13 protein-coding genes and 1 pseudogene are annotated in these 17,643 nt (G+C 72.1%); 6 read left to right on the top strand and 8 right to left on the bottom strand.

Annotated features, from left to right (window positions below; all coding sequences use genetic code 11):
- Window positions 1-11: 11 nt before the first annotated feature.
- Window positions 12-1,418, bottom strand: a complete 1,407-nt coding sequence (locus tag GA0115233_RS15410) for a DUF2252 domain-containing protein (RefSeq protein ID WP_093720781.1) — start codon at window positions 1,416-1,418, stop codon at window positions 12-14.
- Between the two features lie 193 nt (window positions 1,419-1,611).
- Between GA0115233_RS15410 and GA0115233_RS15415 the strand changes: the two genes are divergently transcribed.
- The 4 genes from GA0115233_RS15415 (at window position 1,612) to GA0115233_RS15430 (ending at window position 5,118) form a co-directional block, all read left to right on the top strand.
- Window positions 1,612-2,235 (top strand): HdeD family acid-resistance protein, encoded by a 624-nt coding sequence (locus GA0115233_RS15415; RefSeq protein WP_093720782.1) that lies wholly within the window; start codon window positions 1,612-1,614, stop codon window positions 2,233-2,235.
- 102 nt (window positions 2,236-2,337) lie between these two features.
- Window positions 2,338-2,805: an SHOCT domain-containing protein gene (locus tag GA0115233_RS15420; RefSeq protein ID WP_093720783.1), complete on the top strand. Its 468-nt coding sequence runs from the start codon at window positions 2,338-2,340 to the stop codon at window positions 2,803-2,805.
- A gap of 32 nt (window positions 2,806-2,837) precedes the next feature.
- Complete coding sequence (locus tag GA0115233_RS15425; RefSeq protein ID WP_093720784.1) at window positions 2,838-3,251, top strand: DUF7144 family membrane protein; 414 nt, start codon at window positions 2,838-2,840, stop codon at window positions 3,249-3,251.
- A 133-nt stretch (window positions 3,252-3,384) separates the two neighbouring features.
- Complete coding sequence (locus tag GA0115233_RS15430; protein ID WP_093720785.1) at window positions 3,385-5,118, top strand: sulfatase; 1,734 nt, start codon at window positions 3,385-3,387, stop codon at window positions 5,116-5,118.
- 6 nt (window positions 5,119-5,124) lie between these two features.
- On the opposite strand, the pseudogene GA0115233_RS15435 reads toward GA0115233_RS15430, so the two are convergent.
- Together GA0115233_RS15435 and GA0115233_RS15440 are read right to left on the bottom strand one after the other, a co-directional pair.
- Window positions 5,125-5,979, bottom strand: a pseudogene (locus GA0115233_RS15435) (alpha/beta fold hydrolase).
- 15 nt (window positions 5,980-5,994) lie between these two features.
- Window positions 5,995-7,494, bottom strand: coding sequence for an acyl-CoA synthetase (locus tag GA0115233_RS15440; RefSeq protein ID WP_093720786.1), 1,500 nt, complete (start codon window positions 7,492-7,494; stop codon window positions 5,995-5,997).
- Window positions 7,495-7,616: 122 nt separating this feature from the next.
- Between GA0115233_RS15440 and GA0115233_RS15445 the strand changes: the two genes are divergently transcribed.
- Window positions 7,617-10,028 (top strand): penicillin acylase family protein, encoded by a 2,412-nt coding sequence (locus tag GA0115233_RS15445; RefSeq protein WP_093720787.1) that lies wholly within the window; start codon window positions 7,617-7,619, stop codon window positions 10,026-10,028.
- A 6-nt stretch (window positions 10,029-10,034) separates the two neighbouring features.
- Here GA0115233_RS15445 and GA0115233_RS15450 read toward each other — a convergent pair whose 3' ends face one another.
- Together GA0115233_RS15450 and GA0115233_RS15455 are read right to left on the bottom strand one after the other, a co-directional pair.
- The gene (locus GA0115233_RS15450) at window positions 10,035-11,588 is read right to left on the bottom strand and encodes an acyl-CoA synthetase (protein ID WP_093720788.1); all 1,554 of its coding nucleotides are present in this window, start codon (window positions 11,586-11,588) and stop codon (window positions 10,035-10,037) included.
- Window positions 11,585-12,694, bottom strand: a complete 1,110-nt coding sequence (locus GA0115233_RS15455) for a nitronate monooxygenase (protein ID WP_093720789.1) — start codon at window positions 12,692-12,694, stop codon at window positions 11,585-11,587. Before GA0115233_RS15455 ends, GA0115233_RS15450 begins: the two co-directional genes overlap by 4 nt.
- A gap of 171 nt (window positions 12,695-12,865) precedes the next feature.
- On the opposite strand from GA0115233_RS15455, the gene GA0115233_RS15460 reads away from it, so the two are divergent.
- Window positions 12,866-14,635 carry a serine hydrolase domain-containing protein gene (locus GA0115233_RS15460; protein ID WP_093720790.1) on the top strand — a complete coding sequence of 590 codons (1,770 nt, stop codon included), beginning with the start codon at window positions 12,866-12,868 and terminating at the stop codon, window positions 14,633-14,635.
- Window positions 14,636-14,903: 268 nt separating this feature from the next.
- Here the strand turns inward: GA0115233_RS15460 and GA0115233_RS15465 are convergent, their stop codons facing one another.
- The 3 genes from GA0115233_RS15465 to GA0115233_RS15475 form a co-directional block, all read right to left on the bottom strand.
- Window positions 14,904-15,119 (bottom strand): hypothetical protein, encoded by a 216-nt coding sequence (locus GA0115233_RS15465; protein WP_093720791.1) that lies wholly within the window; start codon window positions 15,117-15,119, stop codon window positions 14,904-14,906.
- A gap of 72 nt (window positions 15,120-15,191) precedes the next feature.
- Window positions 15,192-16,769 (bottom strand): phytoene desaturase family protein, encoded by a 1,578-nt coding sequence (locus GA0115233_RS15470; protein WP_093720792.1) that lies wholly within the window; start codon window positions 16,767-16,769, stop codon window positions 15,192-15,194.
- Window positions 16,770-16,842: 73 nt separating this feature from the next.
- Window positions 16,843-17,643, bottom strand: an 801-nt coding sequence (locus GA0115233_RS15475) for a tetratricopeptide repeat protein (RefSeq protein ID WP_141689512.1), incomplete at its 5' end; no start/stop codon positions are given.

The following is a 17,643-nucleotide window of genomic DNA, read 5'->3' on the forward strand; positions in this document are numbered from 1 at the left end:
CCGCCCCGCCGTCACGCCGCGCGGGCGCTGACCCGGCCCGAGCGCGCCGCCGCGCCCAGCGCCTCGAAGTCCCGCTCGTTGCGGTCGGCGTACACCTGCGCGAACTGGACCAGCGCCCGGTCGAAGCGGTCGCTGCCGCCGAGGTAGGAGTCGATGGCGACGGGGTCGCCGGAGCGGGCGTGGGCACGGGCCAGGGAGGCCCCGCACAGCTGGGCGAACAGGTTCAGCAGCCGGGGGTCCATGGTCTCGGGGCGCGCGATGCCCTTCCAGTCCCGCAGCTGCCGTACGTAGAAGTCCCGGCCGCGGCCGTCCAGGCCCACCACGCGGGTCCAGCCCAGCAGGATGTCGCTGGTGGTCTGGATGAGCCGCTGTCCCTCGACCACCCGGCGGCCCTGGTTGTCGTAGTCGTCGCCGCCGGTGTGCGCGGCGAGCACCGACTGCTGGGCCTCCTTGGCCTGGAGCAGCAGGGGATCGTCGTCGTTGCGGCCGAGCAGGAGCAGGATCCAGCAGCGGGTGCCGACGCTGCCTACGCCCACGACCTTGCGGGCCATGTCGACCAGCCGGAAATGGCGCAGCAGGTGGCGGCGCTCGGCGGACAGGCTGGCCCGGTACTGGTCGAGGACGGTGGCCAGTTCCTTCTCGGTGGCCGTGGTGTCGGGTCCGGCCAGCTCGGCGAGCGGGGTGATCAGCGGCGGGTCGGCGGCGATCCGGCGGCCCTCGGGGGTGTCGGTGGTGAGCTTGGCGAAGGCCTGGAGGTGGGTGCGGGTGCGCGCCTTGGCGGCGGCCTGCGCACTGCGGCGCCGGGCCCGCTTGTCCAGGGACGAGGCCATGAGTGCGCGCAGGCGGTCGGCGTCGTCCTGGGCGTACCAGACGTCCAGGGTGCGCATTCCGGCGAGCTGCCGGATGCGCAGCCGGTAGGCCCGTACGCACTCGCGTACCGCGGTGTCCTGCTCTCGGGTGGTGAAGCCGTTGGCGCGGGCGGCGATGACGAAGCTGGCGGCCAGGCGCTTGACGTCCCATTCGAAGGGGCCGACGAGGGTCTCGTCGAAGTCGTTGATGTCGAAGACGAGGTGCCGCTCCGGGGAGGCCAGCAGCCGGAAGTTCAGCAGATGGGCGTCCCCGCAGAGCTGGACGGTGAGCCCGGTGTCCGGGTGGGCGCCCAGATCGGCCGCCATGATGGCGGCGGCGCCGCGGTAGAAGCGGAACGGTGACTCCAGCATCCGTCCGTAGCGGATGGGCACCAGCTCCTGAAGCCGGGCCGCCGACTGGGCCTCGATCACGTCGACGGGGTCGAAGCGCTGCGATCCGGCCTCGAAACGCGCCTGGGCGGAACGGGGCACCCGGCGCCGGGCCTGCCTGCCGAGGGCCGCCCGCTCGCCCGGGGTCAGGTCGAAGGAGTACGTACTCCGTGCGATCATGGCCCGCCTCCTCGTCGGTAGCCCGCCACCGGGGCTGCGCGGCTCCACCCTCGCCGCCGCCCCGGCGAGAGGGATCACCCTTGGCGGGTGATCCGGTATCGGGCGGTCCGGCGGGACGCTGGCCCGGTGGGGTCTCCCCGCACCGCCCCGCCGGGCCCCGGCGGCGGCGTGTCCCTGGGGGCGAGGAGGAGCGATGACCGAATCGCAGGGCACGGCCGGGCCGTCGTCCGGGACCGACCCGTTCACCGGCAGGCCGCTCCGGGATGATCCCGAGGACGTCCTGGGCCGGCTGGGCGGGTCGTGGACCTGGATGCTGGGGTCCGCGCTGGCCACACTGGTGCCGGGCATCCTGCTCCTGGTGTGGCCGGATGCCACCCTTCAGGTCGTCGCCGTGCTCTTCGGCCTGTATCTGCTGGTCACGGGCGCGTTCCGGTTCGTGGCCGTGTTCGGCCAGGAGCGCGGCGAGCGGGTTCCCGGGCTGCTGATCTCGGTGCTGTTCGTGCTGGCCGGGGTGCTGTGCATGCGCAACCCCTTGCAGACCATCGCCGCCCTGTCGGTGATCGTCGGCGTGGTGTGGCTGGTGTCGGGCCTGCTGACCGCCTATACGGCCGTGGCCGCGAAGGACCTGCCGCACCGGGGCGTGCTCTTCGCCGCGGCGCTGCTCGGCATCGTCGCGGGGATCGTGGTGCTGGCCCTGCCGAGCGAGTCGGCGGTGGCGCTGACCCGGCTGCTGGGCCTGTGGCTGGTGCTGCTGGGCCTGATGGAGATCGCGGTGGCCTTCGCCTGGCGGTCGGCGGTACGCCGGATCACCGCGTGATCCTCGGCTCACCCCCTTTGGGTGAGGCCGGTCCCCCTTTGCCGTGTGCACGCTCGGAACGGACAACGACAGTCGGGCAACCGCCCGGACGGAGGCGACAACATGAGCACAGCCACGTACCTCGCGTACGACTTCCCGCTCCTCAGCATGTTCTGGACGATGCTGTGGTTCTTCCTGTGGATCATGTGGTTCATCCTGCTGTTCCGGATCATCGTGGACATCTTCCGCGACGACCAGCTCAGCGGCTGGGGCAAGGCCGGCTGGCTCCTGTTCGTCATCCTGCTGCCCTTCCTCGGCGTGCTCGTGTACGTCATCGCCCGCGGCAAGAACATGGGCCATCGCGAGATCGCGCAGGCGCGCGCCCAGCAGGAGGCGTTCGACTCCTATATCCGCGACACCGCCGGTGGCCGCGCCAGCAGCGCCGACGAGCTGACCAAGCTGGCCCGGCTCAAGGAGAGCGGCGCCATCACGGAGGAGGAGTTCCAGCGGGCCAAGACACAGATCCTCAGCGACTCCGGGACCGCGGGCACCCACCAGGAACCGCAGTCCGCGACGGCGGCCGGCCGCTGAGGCCGGCGCACGAGATGAGATGAGGCAGCGGCATGACAGCGACTCACAGCGCACCTCCGCACGGCACGGCGAAGCAGAGCTGGGCCACCGGTCTGACGGTCTTCGCCGGTGTGATGCTGATGATCGGCGGCGTGCTCGACATCACGCGGGGCATCATGGGGATCGCCGAGGACGACGTCTTCGTCCGTACCCCGGACTACGTCTTCCAGTTCGACCTGACGAGCTGGGGCTGGATCCATCTGATCCTGGGCATCGTCGCCGTGCTGGTCTCGCTCGGTCTGTTCAGTGAGGCGACCTGGGCACGGGTGGCGGGCGTGGCGATCGCGGCGCTCGTCATCATCGGCAACTTCCTCTCCCTGCCGTACTACCCGGTGTGGTCGGTGGTGCTGATCGCCATCTCCGCGCTGATCATCTGGGCGTTGTGCGTGGAACGTCCCCGCGACTGAACGACCCGGACCCGGTGTCCGGCGGTAACCCCGCCCTGGCGCGCGTACCGTGCGTATGCACCGGCCCGGCGGCTGAACGCAAGCCGACGGCCGACCGTACGCATGATGACGGGACGCAAGGAAGGGACCAGGGGTGTCGCAAGTCACGGACCAGCTGCCGGACACCGAGAAGGACGAGGAGGAGGACCGCACCGAGGAAGTGGCCGAGCGCCCCGGACTGTTCCGATGGCGGGTGCGGTACCCGCGGACGGCCCGGGGCGTCACCGTGGGCACCACCGTGCTCGCCGGCGTCCTCGTCCTGTGCGCGCTGGTGCTGCCCAACCGCGTCGAACGGCTCACGTTCGACGCGTTCTTCCGCATCCCGGCCGAGGGTGTCCTGATCGCCGGTCTGCTGCTGTCGGTTCCCGCGCGCGCCCGGCGGATCATCGCGGTGGTGACCGGGGTGCTGCTCGGTCTGCTGTCGGTGCTGAAGTTCCTGGACATGGGCTTCTACCAGGTGCTGGCCCGCCCCTTCGACCTGGTCCTGGACTGGATCCTGCTCGACGACGCGGCGGAGTTCGTGCGCGAGACGTACGGACGGACCAGCGAGATCCTGGCCGTGATCGGGGTGGTGCTGCTGGTGGTGCTGGTCGTGGCGGCGACCACGCTGGCGACCGTGCGGGTCACGAACCTGATGACACGTCACCGGCCGGTGGCGGCCCGCACCACGCTGATCCTCGGCACCGCGTGGATCACCTGCGTCACGCTGGGCGTGCAGTTCACCGACGTGCCGCTCGCCTCCAAGATCAACGCCGACTATGTCAACAAGCGTGTCGACCAGGTGCAGGCCGGGCTGAAGGACGGGGAGATCTTCCGCAAGCAGGCCGCCGTGGACGCCTTCGCGAAGACCCCGCCCGACCAGTTGCTCACCGGACTGCGCGGCAAGGACGTGCTGTTCACCTTCATCGAGAGCTACGGCCGGGTCGCGATCGACGATCCGGCGATGGCCGAGCAGACCGACTCCGTGCTCACCGAGGGCACCGAGCGGCTGGAGAAGGCCGGGTTCGCCGCGCGCAGCGGCTGGCTGAAGTCCCCGGTGACGGGCGCGGGCAGCTGGCTCGCCCACTCCACGTTCCTGTCCGGACTGTGGATCAAGAACCAGCAGCGGTACCGGAGTCTGACCACCAGCGACCGGGCGACCCTGAACAGCTACTTCCGCAAGACCGGCGCCTGGGACACGGTCGGCATCGTGCCGGGGGTGCGCCGGGCGTGGCCGGAGGGCAAGTTCTTCGCCCTGGACCGCATCTACGACTCCGAGCACCTCGGCTACCACGGCCCCTACTTCAGCTGGACGCCGGTGCCGGACCAGTTCAGCCTGGAGGCGTTCGAGCGGCTGGAGCACGGCAAGAAGGACCGTGACCCGATCATGGCGGAGATCATCCTGGCCTCCAGCCACAACCCCTGGTCGCCCATCGCCCGGATGATCGACTGGGAGGACCTGGGCGACGGTTCCGTCTTCCACCAGATCAAGGAGGAGGGCACGGACCCCAAGGAGGTCTGGAAGGACTCCGAGAAGGTCCGCGCCGAGTACGCGAACGCCATCGAGTACTCGCTGCGCAGCCTCGTGGAGTACATGGAGCGCTACGGCGACGAGGACACGGTTCTGGTCTTCCTGGGTGACCACCAGCCGGTGCCGACGGTCACCCAGGGCAGCCGGAGCAGGGACGTGCCGATCTCGATCGTGGCCAAGGACCCGAAGGTGCTGGAGCGCGTCGAGGACTGGGGCTGGACGGAGGGCCTCAAGCCGGCCGAGGACGCCCCGGAGTGGCCCATGAACACCTTCCGGGACCGGTTCATGACGGCATACGGGCCGGACGGGGGGCGGTAGTCCGCTTTACGGGCGTCCGTGCAGTTGCGGGCGTCCGTCCAGGAACCGGCTCACGCGGTCGGCGAACCAAGCGGGGTCGTCCAGCCAGGGGTAGTGGCCCGCGCCCGGCTGGACGGCGACCTCGGCGTGCGGGAAGACGGCGGCAGTGCGGTGGGCCAGCTCCGGGTCGGGGGCGCCGTCGAGTTCGCCGGTCAGCAGGAGCACGGGGGCGGTGAGGCGGGACAGGGCGGCCAGGGTCGCGGGCGGGTCGTAGGCGCCCTCGGAGCCGTACACCTCGGCGGCCTCGTCGTTGAACTCCTCGTCCGCGCGGGCCTCGTGCTCCTGGGCCGCCGCGTCCCAGCGCCCGTAGAAGAGGGGCGCCATCTCCGGGCCGGGGTCGGCGGAGCCGTCGAGCCAGGACTCCAGTGCCCGGAACGCCTCCTCGAATCAGGGCTCGCCCTTGCGCAGCAGCGCGGCCGAGCGGCGGTCCTCCGGGGTCGCGGTGGTGCCCAGCGCCCACGGGTTGGCGGTGACCAGGACGAGGCTGCGCACGCGCTCCGGATGGCGGGCCGCGTACAGCATGGCGAGGCTGCCGCCCGCCGAATGCCCCATCAGGTCCATCCGCGCCAGCCCCAGACGGACCCTCAGCGCCTCCACGTCCGCCACCATCCGGTCGCAGCGGTACGTCGCCGGGTCGGCCGGTGCCGCCGAGTCGCCCGTGCCGCGCAGGTCGAGCCGGACCAGACGGCGCCCGGTGTCCAGGCCGCCCAGGTTCCCGAGGTAGGAGGAGGCGCGCATGGGCCCGCCGGGCAGGACGACCAGCGGGTCTCCCTCGCCCCGGTCGTGGTAGGCGAGGCGGGTTCCGTCGGCGGCGCTGAAGATCGGCTTGGGCCGATCCTAGGACTCGGCGAACCGGTCCCGCAGTTCCCTTTTGAGGATCTTGCCGCTGGCGTTGCGGGGCAGCACGTCCACGAAGACGACCCGCTTGGGCGCCTTGAAGTGCGGGAGCTTCTCCTTGGCGTGCTCGACGAGTTCGGCCTCGGTGACCTCGCCGCGCGGGACGACGACAGCGGTGACCGCCTCGATCCAGCGCTCGTCGGGCAGCCCCACCACCGCCACCTCGGCCACCGCGTCATGGGTGTAGAGGGCGTCCTCGACCTGGCGGGAGGCGACCAGCACACCACCGGAGTTGATGACGTCCTTCACCCGGTCCACGATCGTGAAGTAGCCGTGCGCGTCACGCACCGCGAGGTCGCCGGAGTGGAACCAGCCGTCGCGGAAGGCCTCGGCGGTCTCCTCCGGCTTGTCCCAGTAGCCCTCGCACAACTGCGGTGAGCGGTAGACGATTTCGCCGGGTGTGCCGTCGGGCACGTCCTTGCCGTCCTCGTCCACGACCCGGGCGTCCACGAAGAGCACCGGGCGCCCGCAGGAGTCCATGCGGCCCTTGTGCTCGTCGGGCGCGAGGACGGTGGCGAGCGGGCCGATCTCGCTCTGCCCGAAGCAGTTGTAGAAGGCCAGGTCCGGCAGGCGTTCGCGGAGCCGTTCCAGCACCGGCACCGGCATGATCGAGGCGCCGTAGTACGCCTTGCGCAGGGCGCTCAGGTCGCGGGTGGCGAAGTCGGGGCGGTTGGCCAGGCCGATCCACACCGTGGGCGGGGCGAACAGGCTGTCCACGCGTCCGGCCTCGATCAGGTCGAAGAGTCGGTCGCCGTCGGGGGCGTCCAGGACGATGTTGGTCGCGCCGACCGCGAGGTAGGGCAGCAGGAAGACGTGCATCTGCGCGGAGTGGTAGAGCGGCAGCGAGTGCACCGGCTGGTCCCCGGCGCTCAGGTCGAGGGCGGTGATGGCGCTCAGGTACTCGTGCACCAGGGCGCGGTGCGTCATCATCGCGCCCTTGGGCAGGGCGGTGGTGCCGGAGGTGTACAGCAGCTGCACCAGGTCCTCGCCGCGCGGCTCCGGGCCGTCGTGGGCGGGGGCGGAGGCGAGCAGTTCCAGCAGGGAGCCGTCGGCGTCGCGCAGTGGCAGGGTGCGGGTGCCGTCCGGGAGCCGGGGGGCGAGGTCGGGGTCGGTGAGGACGAGGGAGCTGCCGGACTGGTCGATCAGGTAGTTCAGGTCGTCGCCGGTGAGGTTCTGGTTGACCGGCACATGGACCAGGCCCGCGCGGGCGCAGGCGAGGAAGCCGATCAGATAGGCGTCGGAGTTGTGGCCGTAGGCGCCGACCCGGTCGCCGGGCTTGAGCCCCTGCCCGAGCAGGACGCCAGCCGCGCGGGAGACGGCCTCGTCGAACTCCTCGTACGTCCATGTCCGGTCGCGGTACTCGACCGCGACGCGGGCCGGGGTGCGGCGGGCGCTGCGCCGCAGTACTCCGTCAACCGTGCTGCCGTGTCCGGGCGTCATGGAAGTTGATCCTCGGTGCCCGTACCGCGGAGGTCAAGAGACCGTACGAGCGACACGTTCCCCTGGCACATACCGGTTGGTACGCTCAACCGCCCCTTCCCCCAATGACGTTGGGAGGCTCGATGCGCATCAGACCCGGACGGGTCGTGGCCGCGGCCGTCGCCCTGCTCACCGCCTCGGCCGTACTGCCGGCCTCCGCGGCCGAGCGCGCGGACCGCGGTGAACGCCCTTCGCACGGCGGCCTGTCGGCCGTGATCCGCTACACCGAGTACGGCATTCCGCACATCCTCGCCAAGGACTACAAGAACCTGGGCTTCGGCACCGGCTGGGCCCAGGCCGCCGACCAGGTGTGCACGCTCGCCGACGGTTTCGTGACCGTGCGCGGGGAGCGCTCCCGGTACTTCGGGCCGGACGCGCCGTCCGACTCCGCGCTGTCCTCGGCTGGCAGGAACCTCTCCAGCGATCTGTACTTCCGGGGGGTGCGGGAGTCGGGCACGGTGGAGAAGCTGCTCGCCCAACCGGCGCCGCGCGGGCCGAGCCGCCAGGTCAAGGACCTGATGCGCGGATTCACGGCCGGGTACAACGCCTGGCTGAAGCAGCACAGGATCACCGACCCGGCGTGCAAGGGCGCCCCCTGGGTGCGCCCGGTCAGTGAACTCGACGTGGCCACACGGGCGTTCGCGCTCTCCGTGCTGGGCGGTCAGGGGCGGGCCGTGGACGGCATCACGGCCGCGCAGCCGCCTACGGCGGGCACGGCCGCCCAGGCCCCCGACGCGAAGGACACCGCCCGCGCCGCGCGGGAGCTGTTCGCCGCCGACACCGCCGACATGGGCTCCAACGCGGTCGCCTTCTCCGGCACCACCACGGCCAACGGGCGCGGTCTGCTGCTGGGCAACCCGCACTATCCCTGGCAGGGCGGCCGCCGCTTCTGGCAGTCGCAGCAGACCATCCCCGGCGAGCTGAACGCGGCGGGCGGCTCGCTGCTCGGCAGCCCCACCATCTCCATAGGCCACAACTCCCACGTCGCGTGGAGCCACACCGTCGCCACCGGCGTGCCCATGAACCTGCACGAACTGAAGCTGGACCCGGCCGACCCGACCGTGTACGTCGTCGACGGCAAGCCGGAGCGGATGACGAAGCGCACGGTCACCGTGGCCGTGCAGGACGGCGCACCGGTCACCCGCACCCAGTGGTGGACGCGGTACGGGCCGGTCGTCACCTCGCTGGGCTCCGCGCTGCCGCTGCCGTGGACGGCCACCACGGCCTACGCGCTCAACGACCCCAACTCCCGCAATCTGCGCGTCTCCGACGCCGGTCTCGACTTCAGCAAGGCCCGCAGCACCGCGGACATGCTGCGCTCCCTCAAGCGCACCCAGGGTCTGCCCTGGGTGAACACCATCGCCGCGGACTCCAAGGGCCACACCCTGTTCACGCAGTCCCAGGTCCTCCCGCGGATCACCGACGAACTGGACCGGACCTGCTCCACACCGCTGGGCCGGTTCACCTACCCCAGCGCCGGACTGGCGATCCTCGACGGCTCGCGCGGGGCCTGCGCGCTCGGCTCCGACCCCGACGCCGTGCAGCCGGGCATCTTCGGCCCGGCGAGAATGCCGACGCTGACGGACGCGCCGTACGCGGAGAACTCCAACGACAGCGCCTGGCTGGCCAACGCGGACCGTCCGCTGACCGGGTACGAGCGGGTCTTCGGCACGATCGGCACCCAGCGTTCGCTGCGCACGCGCGGGGCGGTCGAGGACGTCGCCGCGATGGCCGAGCGCGGTGGGCTGAAGGTGAAGGACCTCCAGGCGCAGCAGTTCGCCAATCGGGTGCCCGCGGGCGACCTGGCCGCGAAGGACGCGGCGAAGGCGTGCACCGCGCTGCCGGGAGGTACGGCGACGGCCTCTGACGGTACGTCGGTGAAGGTCGCGGGCGCCTGCAAGGTGCTGGCCTCCTGGGACCGCTCCATGGACACCGGCAGCCGGGGCGCGCTGCTCTTCGACCGGTTCTGGCGCAGGCTGACGGCGACGGTTCCGGCGGCGCAGCTGTGGCAGGTGCCGTTCTCTGCGGCGGACCCGGTGGGCACGCCCAACACCCTCAACACCTCCGCCCCGGGCTTCGCCACGGCACTCGCGGACGCGGTCGCCGAGCTGCGGGCGGCGGACATCGCGCTGGACGCGCCGCTCGGGCGCAACCAGTTCGTGGTGCGCGGCGGCGCCCGGGTCCCGGTTCCGGGCGGCACCGAGGGCCTGGGCGTGTGGAACAAGATCGAGGCGGCGTGGGACGCGTCCAAGGGCGGCTATACGGAGGTGTCGACCGGCTCCAGCTACATCCAGGCCGTGGGCTGGAACGGCACGCGCTGCCCCGTGGCGCGCACCCTGCTCACCTACGCGCAGTCCTCCAACCCGGCCTCGCGGCACTACAGCGACCAGACCCGGCTGTTCTCCGGTGAGAAGTGGGTGACGTCCCGCTTCTGCGAGAAGGACATCCACCGGTCGCCCGCGCTGAAGGTGGTGGTAGCGCGCGAGCGGCGCTGACCGCGCTCACACCGGACGGGTGCGCCCCTCCCAGTACGGGTCGCGCAGCCGTCGTTTGTAGAGCTTGCCGTTGGGGTCGCGGGGCATCTCCGTGACGAAGTCGACGCTCTTCGGGCACTTGAACCCGGCGAGCCGTGCGGCGCAGTGGGCGAGGAGGTCGGCCGCCAGGTCCGGACCCGGGGTGCGTCCCGGGGCGGGCTCCACCACGGCCTTGACCTCCTCGCCCCAGTCGTCGTGCGGGATGCCGAAGGCGGCGGCGTCCGCGACCGCGGGGTGGGCGAGGAGGACGGACTCGATCTCGGCGGGGTAGATGTTGACGCCGCCCGAGATGATCATGTCGATCTTGCGGTCGCGCAGGAAGAGATAGCCGTCCTCGTCGAGGTAGCCGAGGTCGCCGACGGTGAAGAAGTCACCGATGCGGTTCTTGCGGGTCTTGGTCTCGTCCTTGTGGTAACTGAAGCCCCCGGTGGCCATCTTCATGTAGACGGTGCCGAGTCGGCCCGGCGGGAGCCGGTTGCCGTCGTCGTCGAACACCGCCAGCTCACTGATGGGCCACGCCCTGCCGACGGTGCCGGGCTTCTTCAGCCAGTCCTGGGCGGTGGCGAAGGCGCCGCCGCCCTCGCTGGCCGCGTAGTACTCCTCCACGCACATCCCCCACCAGTCGATCATCGCCCGTTTCACATGGTCGGGGCAGGGGGCGGCGCCGTGGATGGCGTGCCTCATGCTGGTCACGTCGTAGCGGTCCTGGACCTCCCGCGGCAGGGCCAGCAGGCGGTGGAACTGGGTCGGGACCATGTGGGTGTGGGTGCAGCGATGGGTGTCGATCAGGCGGAGCATCTCCTCGGGCGTCCACTTGTCCATGAGCACCAGGCGGTGGCCGATGTGCAGGGACGCGCCGGCGAACTGGAGCACGGCCGTGTGGTAGAGCGGCGAGCAGACCAGGTGCACGTTGTCGTCGTACGGCTTGATGCCGAAGATGCCGAGGAATCCGCCGAGATACGCCTCCTCGGGCGGCTTGCCGGGCAGCGGGCGGCGGATGCCGCGGGGGCGGCCGGTGGTTCCGGAGGTGTAGTTCATGACCCAGCCGAGGGTGCGGTCGGGGGGCGGTGACTCCGGCTGCCCGTCGAGGAGTTCGGCGTACGGGCGGAAGCCCTCGATCGTGCCGACGCAGTAGCGGTGGGTGGCCGGGAGTCCGGCCTCTTCGGCCGCCCGGCGTGCCGTGTCGGCGAACCGGTCGTGGGCGACGAGCACCTTGGCGCCGGAGTCGGCGACGATCCAGGCGATCTCCGGGGCGACGAAGTGGTGGTTGACCGGAACGAGGTAGAACCCGGCCTGGCTGGCGGCGAGAAAGGCGGCGAAGAACTCCGGGCCGTTGGGGAGGACCACGGCGAAGGCGTCCCCGCGGGCGAGTCCGGCCGCGCGCAGGCCGTGGACGAGGCGGTTGGCGTCGGCGTGCAGGCGTCCCGCGGTCCATTCCCCGCCGTCGGGGGCGATCAGGACCGTGCGGTCGGGGTCGCGGGTCGCCTGGGCCCAGAAGCCGGTGGGGGGTGCGGTGGTCATCGGCCGCTCCTTCCGGCGATGCGGTTGATGCGGTCGACGGCCTGCTCGAAGCCCCGGGTGAGGTCGTCGAAGACGGCCTGGACGCTGCGTTCGCAGGTCATCCGGCCGACGATCTGGCCGACGGGGGTGCCGAGCAGCGGCTCGACCTCGTAGCGCTGGATACGGGAGACGGCGTCGGCGACGAGGAGCCCCTGCAGCGGCATCGGGAGGGTGCCGGGGCCGGACGGGTCGTCCCAGGCGTCGGTCCACTCGGTGCGCAACTGGCGGGCGGGTTTCCCGGTCAGGGCACGGGAGCGGACGGTGTCGGCGGAGCCCGCGGCGAGGAGTTTGCGGGTCAGGGCCGGGGAGTGCAGATCGGCCTCGGTGGTGGTGAGCCACACCGAGCCGAGCCACACGCCCTGGGCGCCGAGCGCCAGTGCGGCGGCGACCTGCTGTCCGCTGCCGATGCCTCCGGCGGCCAGTACGGGCAGCGGGGCCACGGCGTCCACGACCTCCGGGGTGAGCACCATGGAGGCGATCTCGCCGGTGTGGCCGCCCGCCTCGTAGCCCTGGGCGACGACGATGTCGATGCCCGCCTCCCGGTGCTTGCGGGCGTGGCGGGCGCTGCCGGCCAGGGCGGCGACCAGGATGTCCTGGTCGTGGGCGCGGTCCACGACGTCGGCGGGCGGTGAGCCGAGGGCGTTGGCGAGGAGGCGGATCGGGTAGTCGAAGGCGACGTCGAGCTGGGTGCGGGCGACCTGCTCCATCCAGCCGGTGATCCGCCAGCCGGACGCCTCCCCCTCGGCGAGTTCGGGCACGCCGTACTTGGCGAGGGTGTCCCGTACGAACGCGCGGTGCCCCTCCGGGATCATGGCCTCCACGTCGGCCTCGGTGACGCCCTCCACCTTCTTCGCGGGCATGACGACATCAAGGCCGTAGGGGCGGCCGTCGACGTGGGCCTCGATCCAGTCGAGGTCGCGTTTGAGGTCGTCGGGGGCGGTGTAGCGGACCGCGCCGAGCACCCCGAAGCCGCCCGCCCGGCTGATGGCCGCGGCGACGGCGGGGAACGGCGTGAAGCCGAAGACGGCGTGCTCGACTCCCAGTTGCTTGCTCAGCTCCGTCTGCATGGGCGCAGGATGCCGGACTCCTGCGGAGGACGGAAGAGGTTTCCTGATGGTCCGTCAGATTCGTTCGGTCCGATCCCGGTGGTTGACACACCTCCCGCCTGACAGGAAAGTTTCAGCGCGCAAGGTGATCCCGGAAAGATACTTTCAGGCGGACTCGCGGGAGGAACCTCGATGACCGACGACAGACGCGGCCTGACCCGGCGTCAACTGACCCGAAGAGCACTGGCCCTCGGCGGCGCCCTGGCCGTCGCCCCCTTCCCGGCGGGCCCGGCCGCGGCAGCGCCCTCCGACGGCCGCCGCACCCTGCGGTACGGCTCCCCGGAGCGTGCCGGACTCCTCCCGGCGCACCTGCGGCAACTCGTCACCGACGCGGAGGCGTTCCTCGGCCCCTCCCCCGCCCACCCCTGGTACGCGGGCGCCGTGCTGCTCGCCGGGCGGGGCGGCACCGTGGCACTGCACGAGCCCATCGGCATGGCGGTGCGCTACTCGGCGTACGACGAGAGGACCGACACGGGCGTCGAGTTCCCGGCCGACCGGCAGATCCCGATGGCCAGGGACACCGTGTTCGACCTGGCGTCGGTGTCCAAGCTGTTCACCTCGATCCTCGCCGTGCAGCAGATCGAGCGGGGAGCGCTGGGGCTGGAGGCGACGGTCGCCTCGTATCTGCCGGAGTTCGGCGCGGCGGGCAAACAGGACATGACTGTCCGTCAACTGCTCACCCACACCTCCGGGTTCCGCGCCTGGATCCCGCTCTACAACGCGCCCACCCACGAGGAGAAGCTCCAGCTCATCTGGAACGAGGCCCCGCTGAACCCGCCGGGCAGCCGCTACCTCTACTCCGACCTCAACCTGATCTCGCTCCAACTGGTCCTGGAGAAGGTCACCGGCCGCCCGCTGGACGCCCTGCTCCACGAGGAGATCACCGGCCCGCTCGGCATGGACCGCACCCGCTACAACCCGCCCGCGTCCTGGAAGCCCCGGATCGCGGCCACCGAGGACGCCCGCAAACCCTGGTCCGGGCTGGACCGGGGTCTGGTGTGGGGCGAGGTGCACGACGAGAACGCCTTCGGTCTCGGCGGCGTCGCCGGACACGCGGGCGTCTTCTCCTGCGCCTGGGATCTCGCGGTGCTCGGCCGGACCCTGCTCAACGGCGGCGCGTACGGCAGGACGCGGATCCTCGAACCGGGCTCGGTGGAGCTGATGTTCACCGACTTCAACACCGACTTCCCCGGCGACGAGCACGGTCTGGGCTTCGAGCTCTACCAGCACTGGTACATGGGCGCGATGGCGACCCCGCGCACGGCGGGTCACACCGGCTTCACCGGCACCTCGCTGGTCCTCGACCCGACCACCGACTCCTTCCTGGTGGTGCTCGGCAACTCGGTGCACCCGGTGCGCAGTTGGCGCTCGGGGTCGGCGCCCCGGGTGGCCACCGCCAACCAACTCGCCCGAGCCGTACCGGTCCGCCCGCGACACGGCCGTACGGCCTGGTTCTCCGGTATGGCGGGCTCCGCGACGGCCACACTCGCGCTCCCCTCCCTGGACACCTCGGCGGGCGGCGCCCGGCTGCGCTGCTCGCTGTGGTGGGACACCGAGCCCCAGGCCGACGTGCTCGCCCTGGAGGCGTCCACGGACGACGGGGCGACCTGGCAGCCGGTGCCCTTCACGACCGACCGCCCCGGCGAACCGCCACAGGAACGCCCCGCGGGCACGGTCACCGGCTGGTCGGGCCGCGTATGGCACCGGGTGACCGCCGACCTGCCGCCCGCCCGGAGTGTCGTCCTGCGCTGGCGGTACGCCACGGACCGCCTCTACGTGGGCCGGGGCGCGTACGTCGACGGGCTGCGGGTGCGGACCCCGCGCCGGGTCCTGTTCGACGAGTCCCGCCCGAAGGACGCGGCACGGATCTCGGCGTCGGGCTGGACGGCATCCGGCGACTGACCGGTGCCCGGGGTTAATTCACCTGCCGCCGGGCGCAACCCTGGCTACAGTTGCCGTTGTTCAGGTGCGCAGGTTGCGGCTACTTCGCCTCTCAAGCGGGTAACGCGGGTTCGAATCCCGCCACCGGCGCTCGCGCCGGTGTCGTCCAGCGGCCCAGGACGCCTTACAGTGCGCCGCCGCCGCCGTCCTCGATCTCTGAACACCTTGGCAGGAGAGCCGCCCACCGGCTGGAGAAGCCAGCGGGCGGCTGCGCCTGTGTCCGTGCCCTTCAGGCCTCCCACGTCTCCGGGCCACCGCCCTGCCAGTCGATCAGCGCGGACTGCACGACGTCCATCTCGTCCCAGTCCTGCAGCCCCGCCTCCTGGACGAAGGCCACGACGTCGAGCGGCCGGTAGGCGATGCCGACGAAGCGGCCGCCGATCCGGACGCGTCGGCCGCCGTCCGGGGCGGGCGGGAGGACTGCGACGGGGCGATCGGTGGCCATGCGCCCAGCCTGCCCGCGGGGCGGGCCGGGCGCACGAGATGGTGCTCCGGTCGAAGGCGGGGAGCGCCGGGCTCAGGCCCCGGCCCGCTCCAGTACGGCCATCGCCGCGTTGTGGCCGGGGACGCCGCTGACCCCGCCGCCGCGTACCGCGCCCGCGCCGCACAGCAGGACGTTGGGGTGCTCCGTCTCCACGCCCCAGCGGCCGGTGCCCTCCTGGGCGTGGGGCCAGGACAGGTCGCGGTGGAAGATGTTGCCGCCGGGCAGGCGCAGGTCGCGCTCCAGGTCGAGGGGGGTCTTCGCCTCGATGCACGGGCGGCCCTCGGCGTCCGTGGCCAGACAGTCCGCGAGGGGTTCGGCCAGATGGGCGTCGAGCTGGGCGAGGGTGGACTTCAGGAGTTCCTCGCGTACGGCGTCGTTGTCCCGGTCGAAGAGCCGGGCGGGGGTGTGCAGGCCGAAGAGGGTGAGGGTCTGGTAGCCGCGCTCGACGAGGTCGGGGCCGAGGATCGTCGGGTCGGTGAGGGAGTGGCAGTAGATCTCCGAGGGCGGCGCGGTGGGCAGCTCACCGGCGGCGGCCTGGGCGTGGGCGGTGGCGAGCTGCTGGTAGCCCTCGGCGATGTGGAAGGTCCCGGAGAACGCCTCGCGCGGGTCGACGGAGGTGTCGCGGAGCCTGGGCAGCCGCTTGAGCAGCATGTTCACCTTCAACTGGGCGCCCTCGGCGGGGTCCGGCGCGGTGGCCCCGGTCAGGGCGGCCAGTTCCTGCGGGGAGGCGTTGACCAGGACGTGCCGGGCGGCGGCGACGCCCTCGCCGTCGGCGGTGCGGTAGGTGACCTCGGCCGTGGTGCCGTCGGTGGCGATACGGACCGCCTCGTGGCCGGTGACGATCTCGGCGCCCGCCGCTCGGGCCGCCGCGGCGAGGGCGTCGGTGAGGGCGCCCATGCCGCCGACGGGCACGTCCCAGTCCCCGGTGCCGCCACCGATGACGTGGTAGAGGAAGCAGCGGTTCTGCTTCAGGGAAGGGTCGTGGGCGTCGGCGAAGGTGCCGATGAGCGCGTCGGTGAGGACGACGCCGCGTACGGTGTCGTCCGCGAAGCGGTCCTCGATCGCGACACCGATGGGCTCCTCGAACAGCAGCCGCCAGGCCTCCTCGTCGTCGACGCGGCGCCGCAGCTCCTCCCGGCCGGGCAGCGGTTCGGTGAGCGTCGGGAAGACCCGCTGGGCGACCTGTCCGGTCAGCCCGTAGAAGCGCTGCCAGGCCGCGTACTCGCGCTCCCCGCCGGTCAGCCTCGCGAACGCCTCCCGGGTGCGTCGCTCGCCGCCGCCCACCAGCAGCCCGGTGGCCCGGCCGTCCCGCTCGACGGGGGTGTACGAGGAGATGGTGCGGGCGCGGACCCGGAAGGTCAGGCCCAGGTCCCGCACGATCTTCTTGGGCAGCAGGCTGACCAGGTAGGAGTACCGCGACAGCCGGGCGTCGACGCCCTCGAACGGCCGCGTGGAGATCGCGGCCCCGCCGGTCCGGTCCAGCCGCTCCAGCACGAGCACCGACTGCCCGGCCCGCGCCAGATAGGCGGCGGCGACCAGACCGTTGTGGCCGCCTCCGACGATGACGGCGTCGTACGCGCGATGTCCCGGGTGTCCCTCGTGTGCAGGCATGCCTCTTGGTAACACGGGATGATCTAGGTCGGCCAGGGCTGGGCAGCGATCAGGTTCCGCCGGCCGGGCGCCTTCAGCGTCCGCCCGTCGTCCCCTGCCGGCGTAGCGCCGCGACCCTGCGGTACAGGTCGGCCGCCTCTGCTGCGTGGCCGAGTTGTTCCAGGCAGTGGGCCTCGTCGTTGCGGCTGGCGAGGGTGTCGGGGTGGGCGGGGCCGAGGACGCGTTCGCGGGCGGTGGCGACCCTGCGGTACTCGGTGAGCGCGTCGGGCCAGCGTCCCAGCCAGCCGAGGGCGACGGCCACCTCGCGGCGGCTGACGAGGGCGTCGGCGTGGTCGGGGCCCAGGACGCGTTCGCGGATCGCGCAGACGTCGCGGGACTCGGCGAGGGCCTCCTCCCAGCGGCCGAGGCGGCCCAGGTTGACGCCGAGTCCGTGGCGGGCGCGCAGGGTCTCGGGGTGGGTGGGGCCGTGTGCCCGGGTGCGGTCCTCGATCAGCGCGCGGTACACCCGCAGCGCCTCCGTGCTGCGGCCGAGGCGGCCCAGGCTGATGCCGACCTCGTAGCGGGCGGCGAGGGTGTCGGCGTGGTCGGGGCCGAGGGCCCGGGCGCGTGCCTCTGCGACCTCCTGGTAGGTGCGCAGGGCCTCCGCCCAGCGGCCCAACTGGCCGAGTGCGTAGGCCACTTCGTAGCGGGTGACGAGGGTTTCCGGGTGGTCGGGGCCGAGCACCCGGGTGCGGGCGGCGGCGACCTCGCAGGCCATGCGGTAGGAGTCCTCCAGCCGGCCGAGCCTGCTGAGGTTGAAGGCCAGGTTGTGGCGGCAGCGCAGGGTGTCGGGATGGTCGGGGCCCATGGTGCGCTCGCGGGCGGCGAGCACGGA

The organism is Streptomyces sp. DI166, assembly GCF_900091315.1.
In the GTDB taxonomy this organism is placed as follows: domain Bacteria; phylum Actinomycetota; class Actinomycetes; order Streptomycetales; family Streptomycetaceae; genus Streptomyces; species Streptomyces fuscus.

Excerpts from the sequence above, each read along its gene's own strand:
- GA0115233_RS15410 (WP_093720781.1), bottom strand. The coding sequence starts at position 1,418 with ATGATCGCACGGAGTACGTACTCCTTCGACCTGACCCCGGGCGAGCGG.
- GA0115233_RS15415 (WP_093720782.1), top strand. The coding sequence starts at position 1,612 with ATGACCGAATCGCAGGGCACGGCCGGGCCGTCGTCCGGGACCGACCCG.
- GA0115233_RS15420 (WP_093720783.1), top strand. The coding sequence starts at position 2,338 with ATGAGCACAGCCACGTACCTCGCGTACGACTTCCCGCTCCTCAGCATG.
- GA0115233_RS15425 (WP_093720784.1), top strand. The coding sequence starts at position 2,838 with ATGACAGCGACTCACAGCGCACCTCCGCACGGCACGGCGAAGCAGAGC.
- GA0115233_RS15440 (WP_093720786.1), bottom strand. The coding sequence starts at position 7,494 with ATGACGCCCGGACACGGCAGCACGGTTGACGGAGTACTGCGGCGCAGC.
- GA0115233_RS15445 (WP_093720787.1), top strand. The coding sequence starts at position 7,617 with ATGCGCATCAGACCCGGACGGGTCGTGGCCGCGGCCGTCGCCCTGCTC.
- GA0115233_RS15450 (WP_093720788.1), bottom strand. The coding sequence starts at position 11,588 with ATGACCACCGCACCCCCCACCGGCTTCTGGGCCCAGGCGACCCGCGAC.
- GA0115233_RS15455 (WP_093720789.1), bottom strand. The coding sequence starts at position 12,694 with ATGCAGACGGAGCTGAGCAAGCAACTGGGAGTCGAGCACGCCGTCTTC.
- GA0115233_RS15460 (WP_093720790.1), top strand. The coding sequence starts at position 12,866 with ATGACCGACGACAGACGCGGCCTGACCCGGCGTCAACTGACCCGAAGA.
- GA0115233_RS15465 (WP_093720791.1), bottom strand. The coding sequence starts at position 15,119 with ATGGCCACCGATCGCCCCGTCGCAGTCCTCCCGCCCGCCCCGGACGGC.
- GA0115233_RS15470 (WP_093720792.1), bottom strand. The coding sequence starts at position 16,769 with ATGCCTGCACACGAGGGACACCCGGGACATCGCGCGTACGACGCCGTC.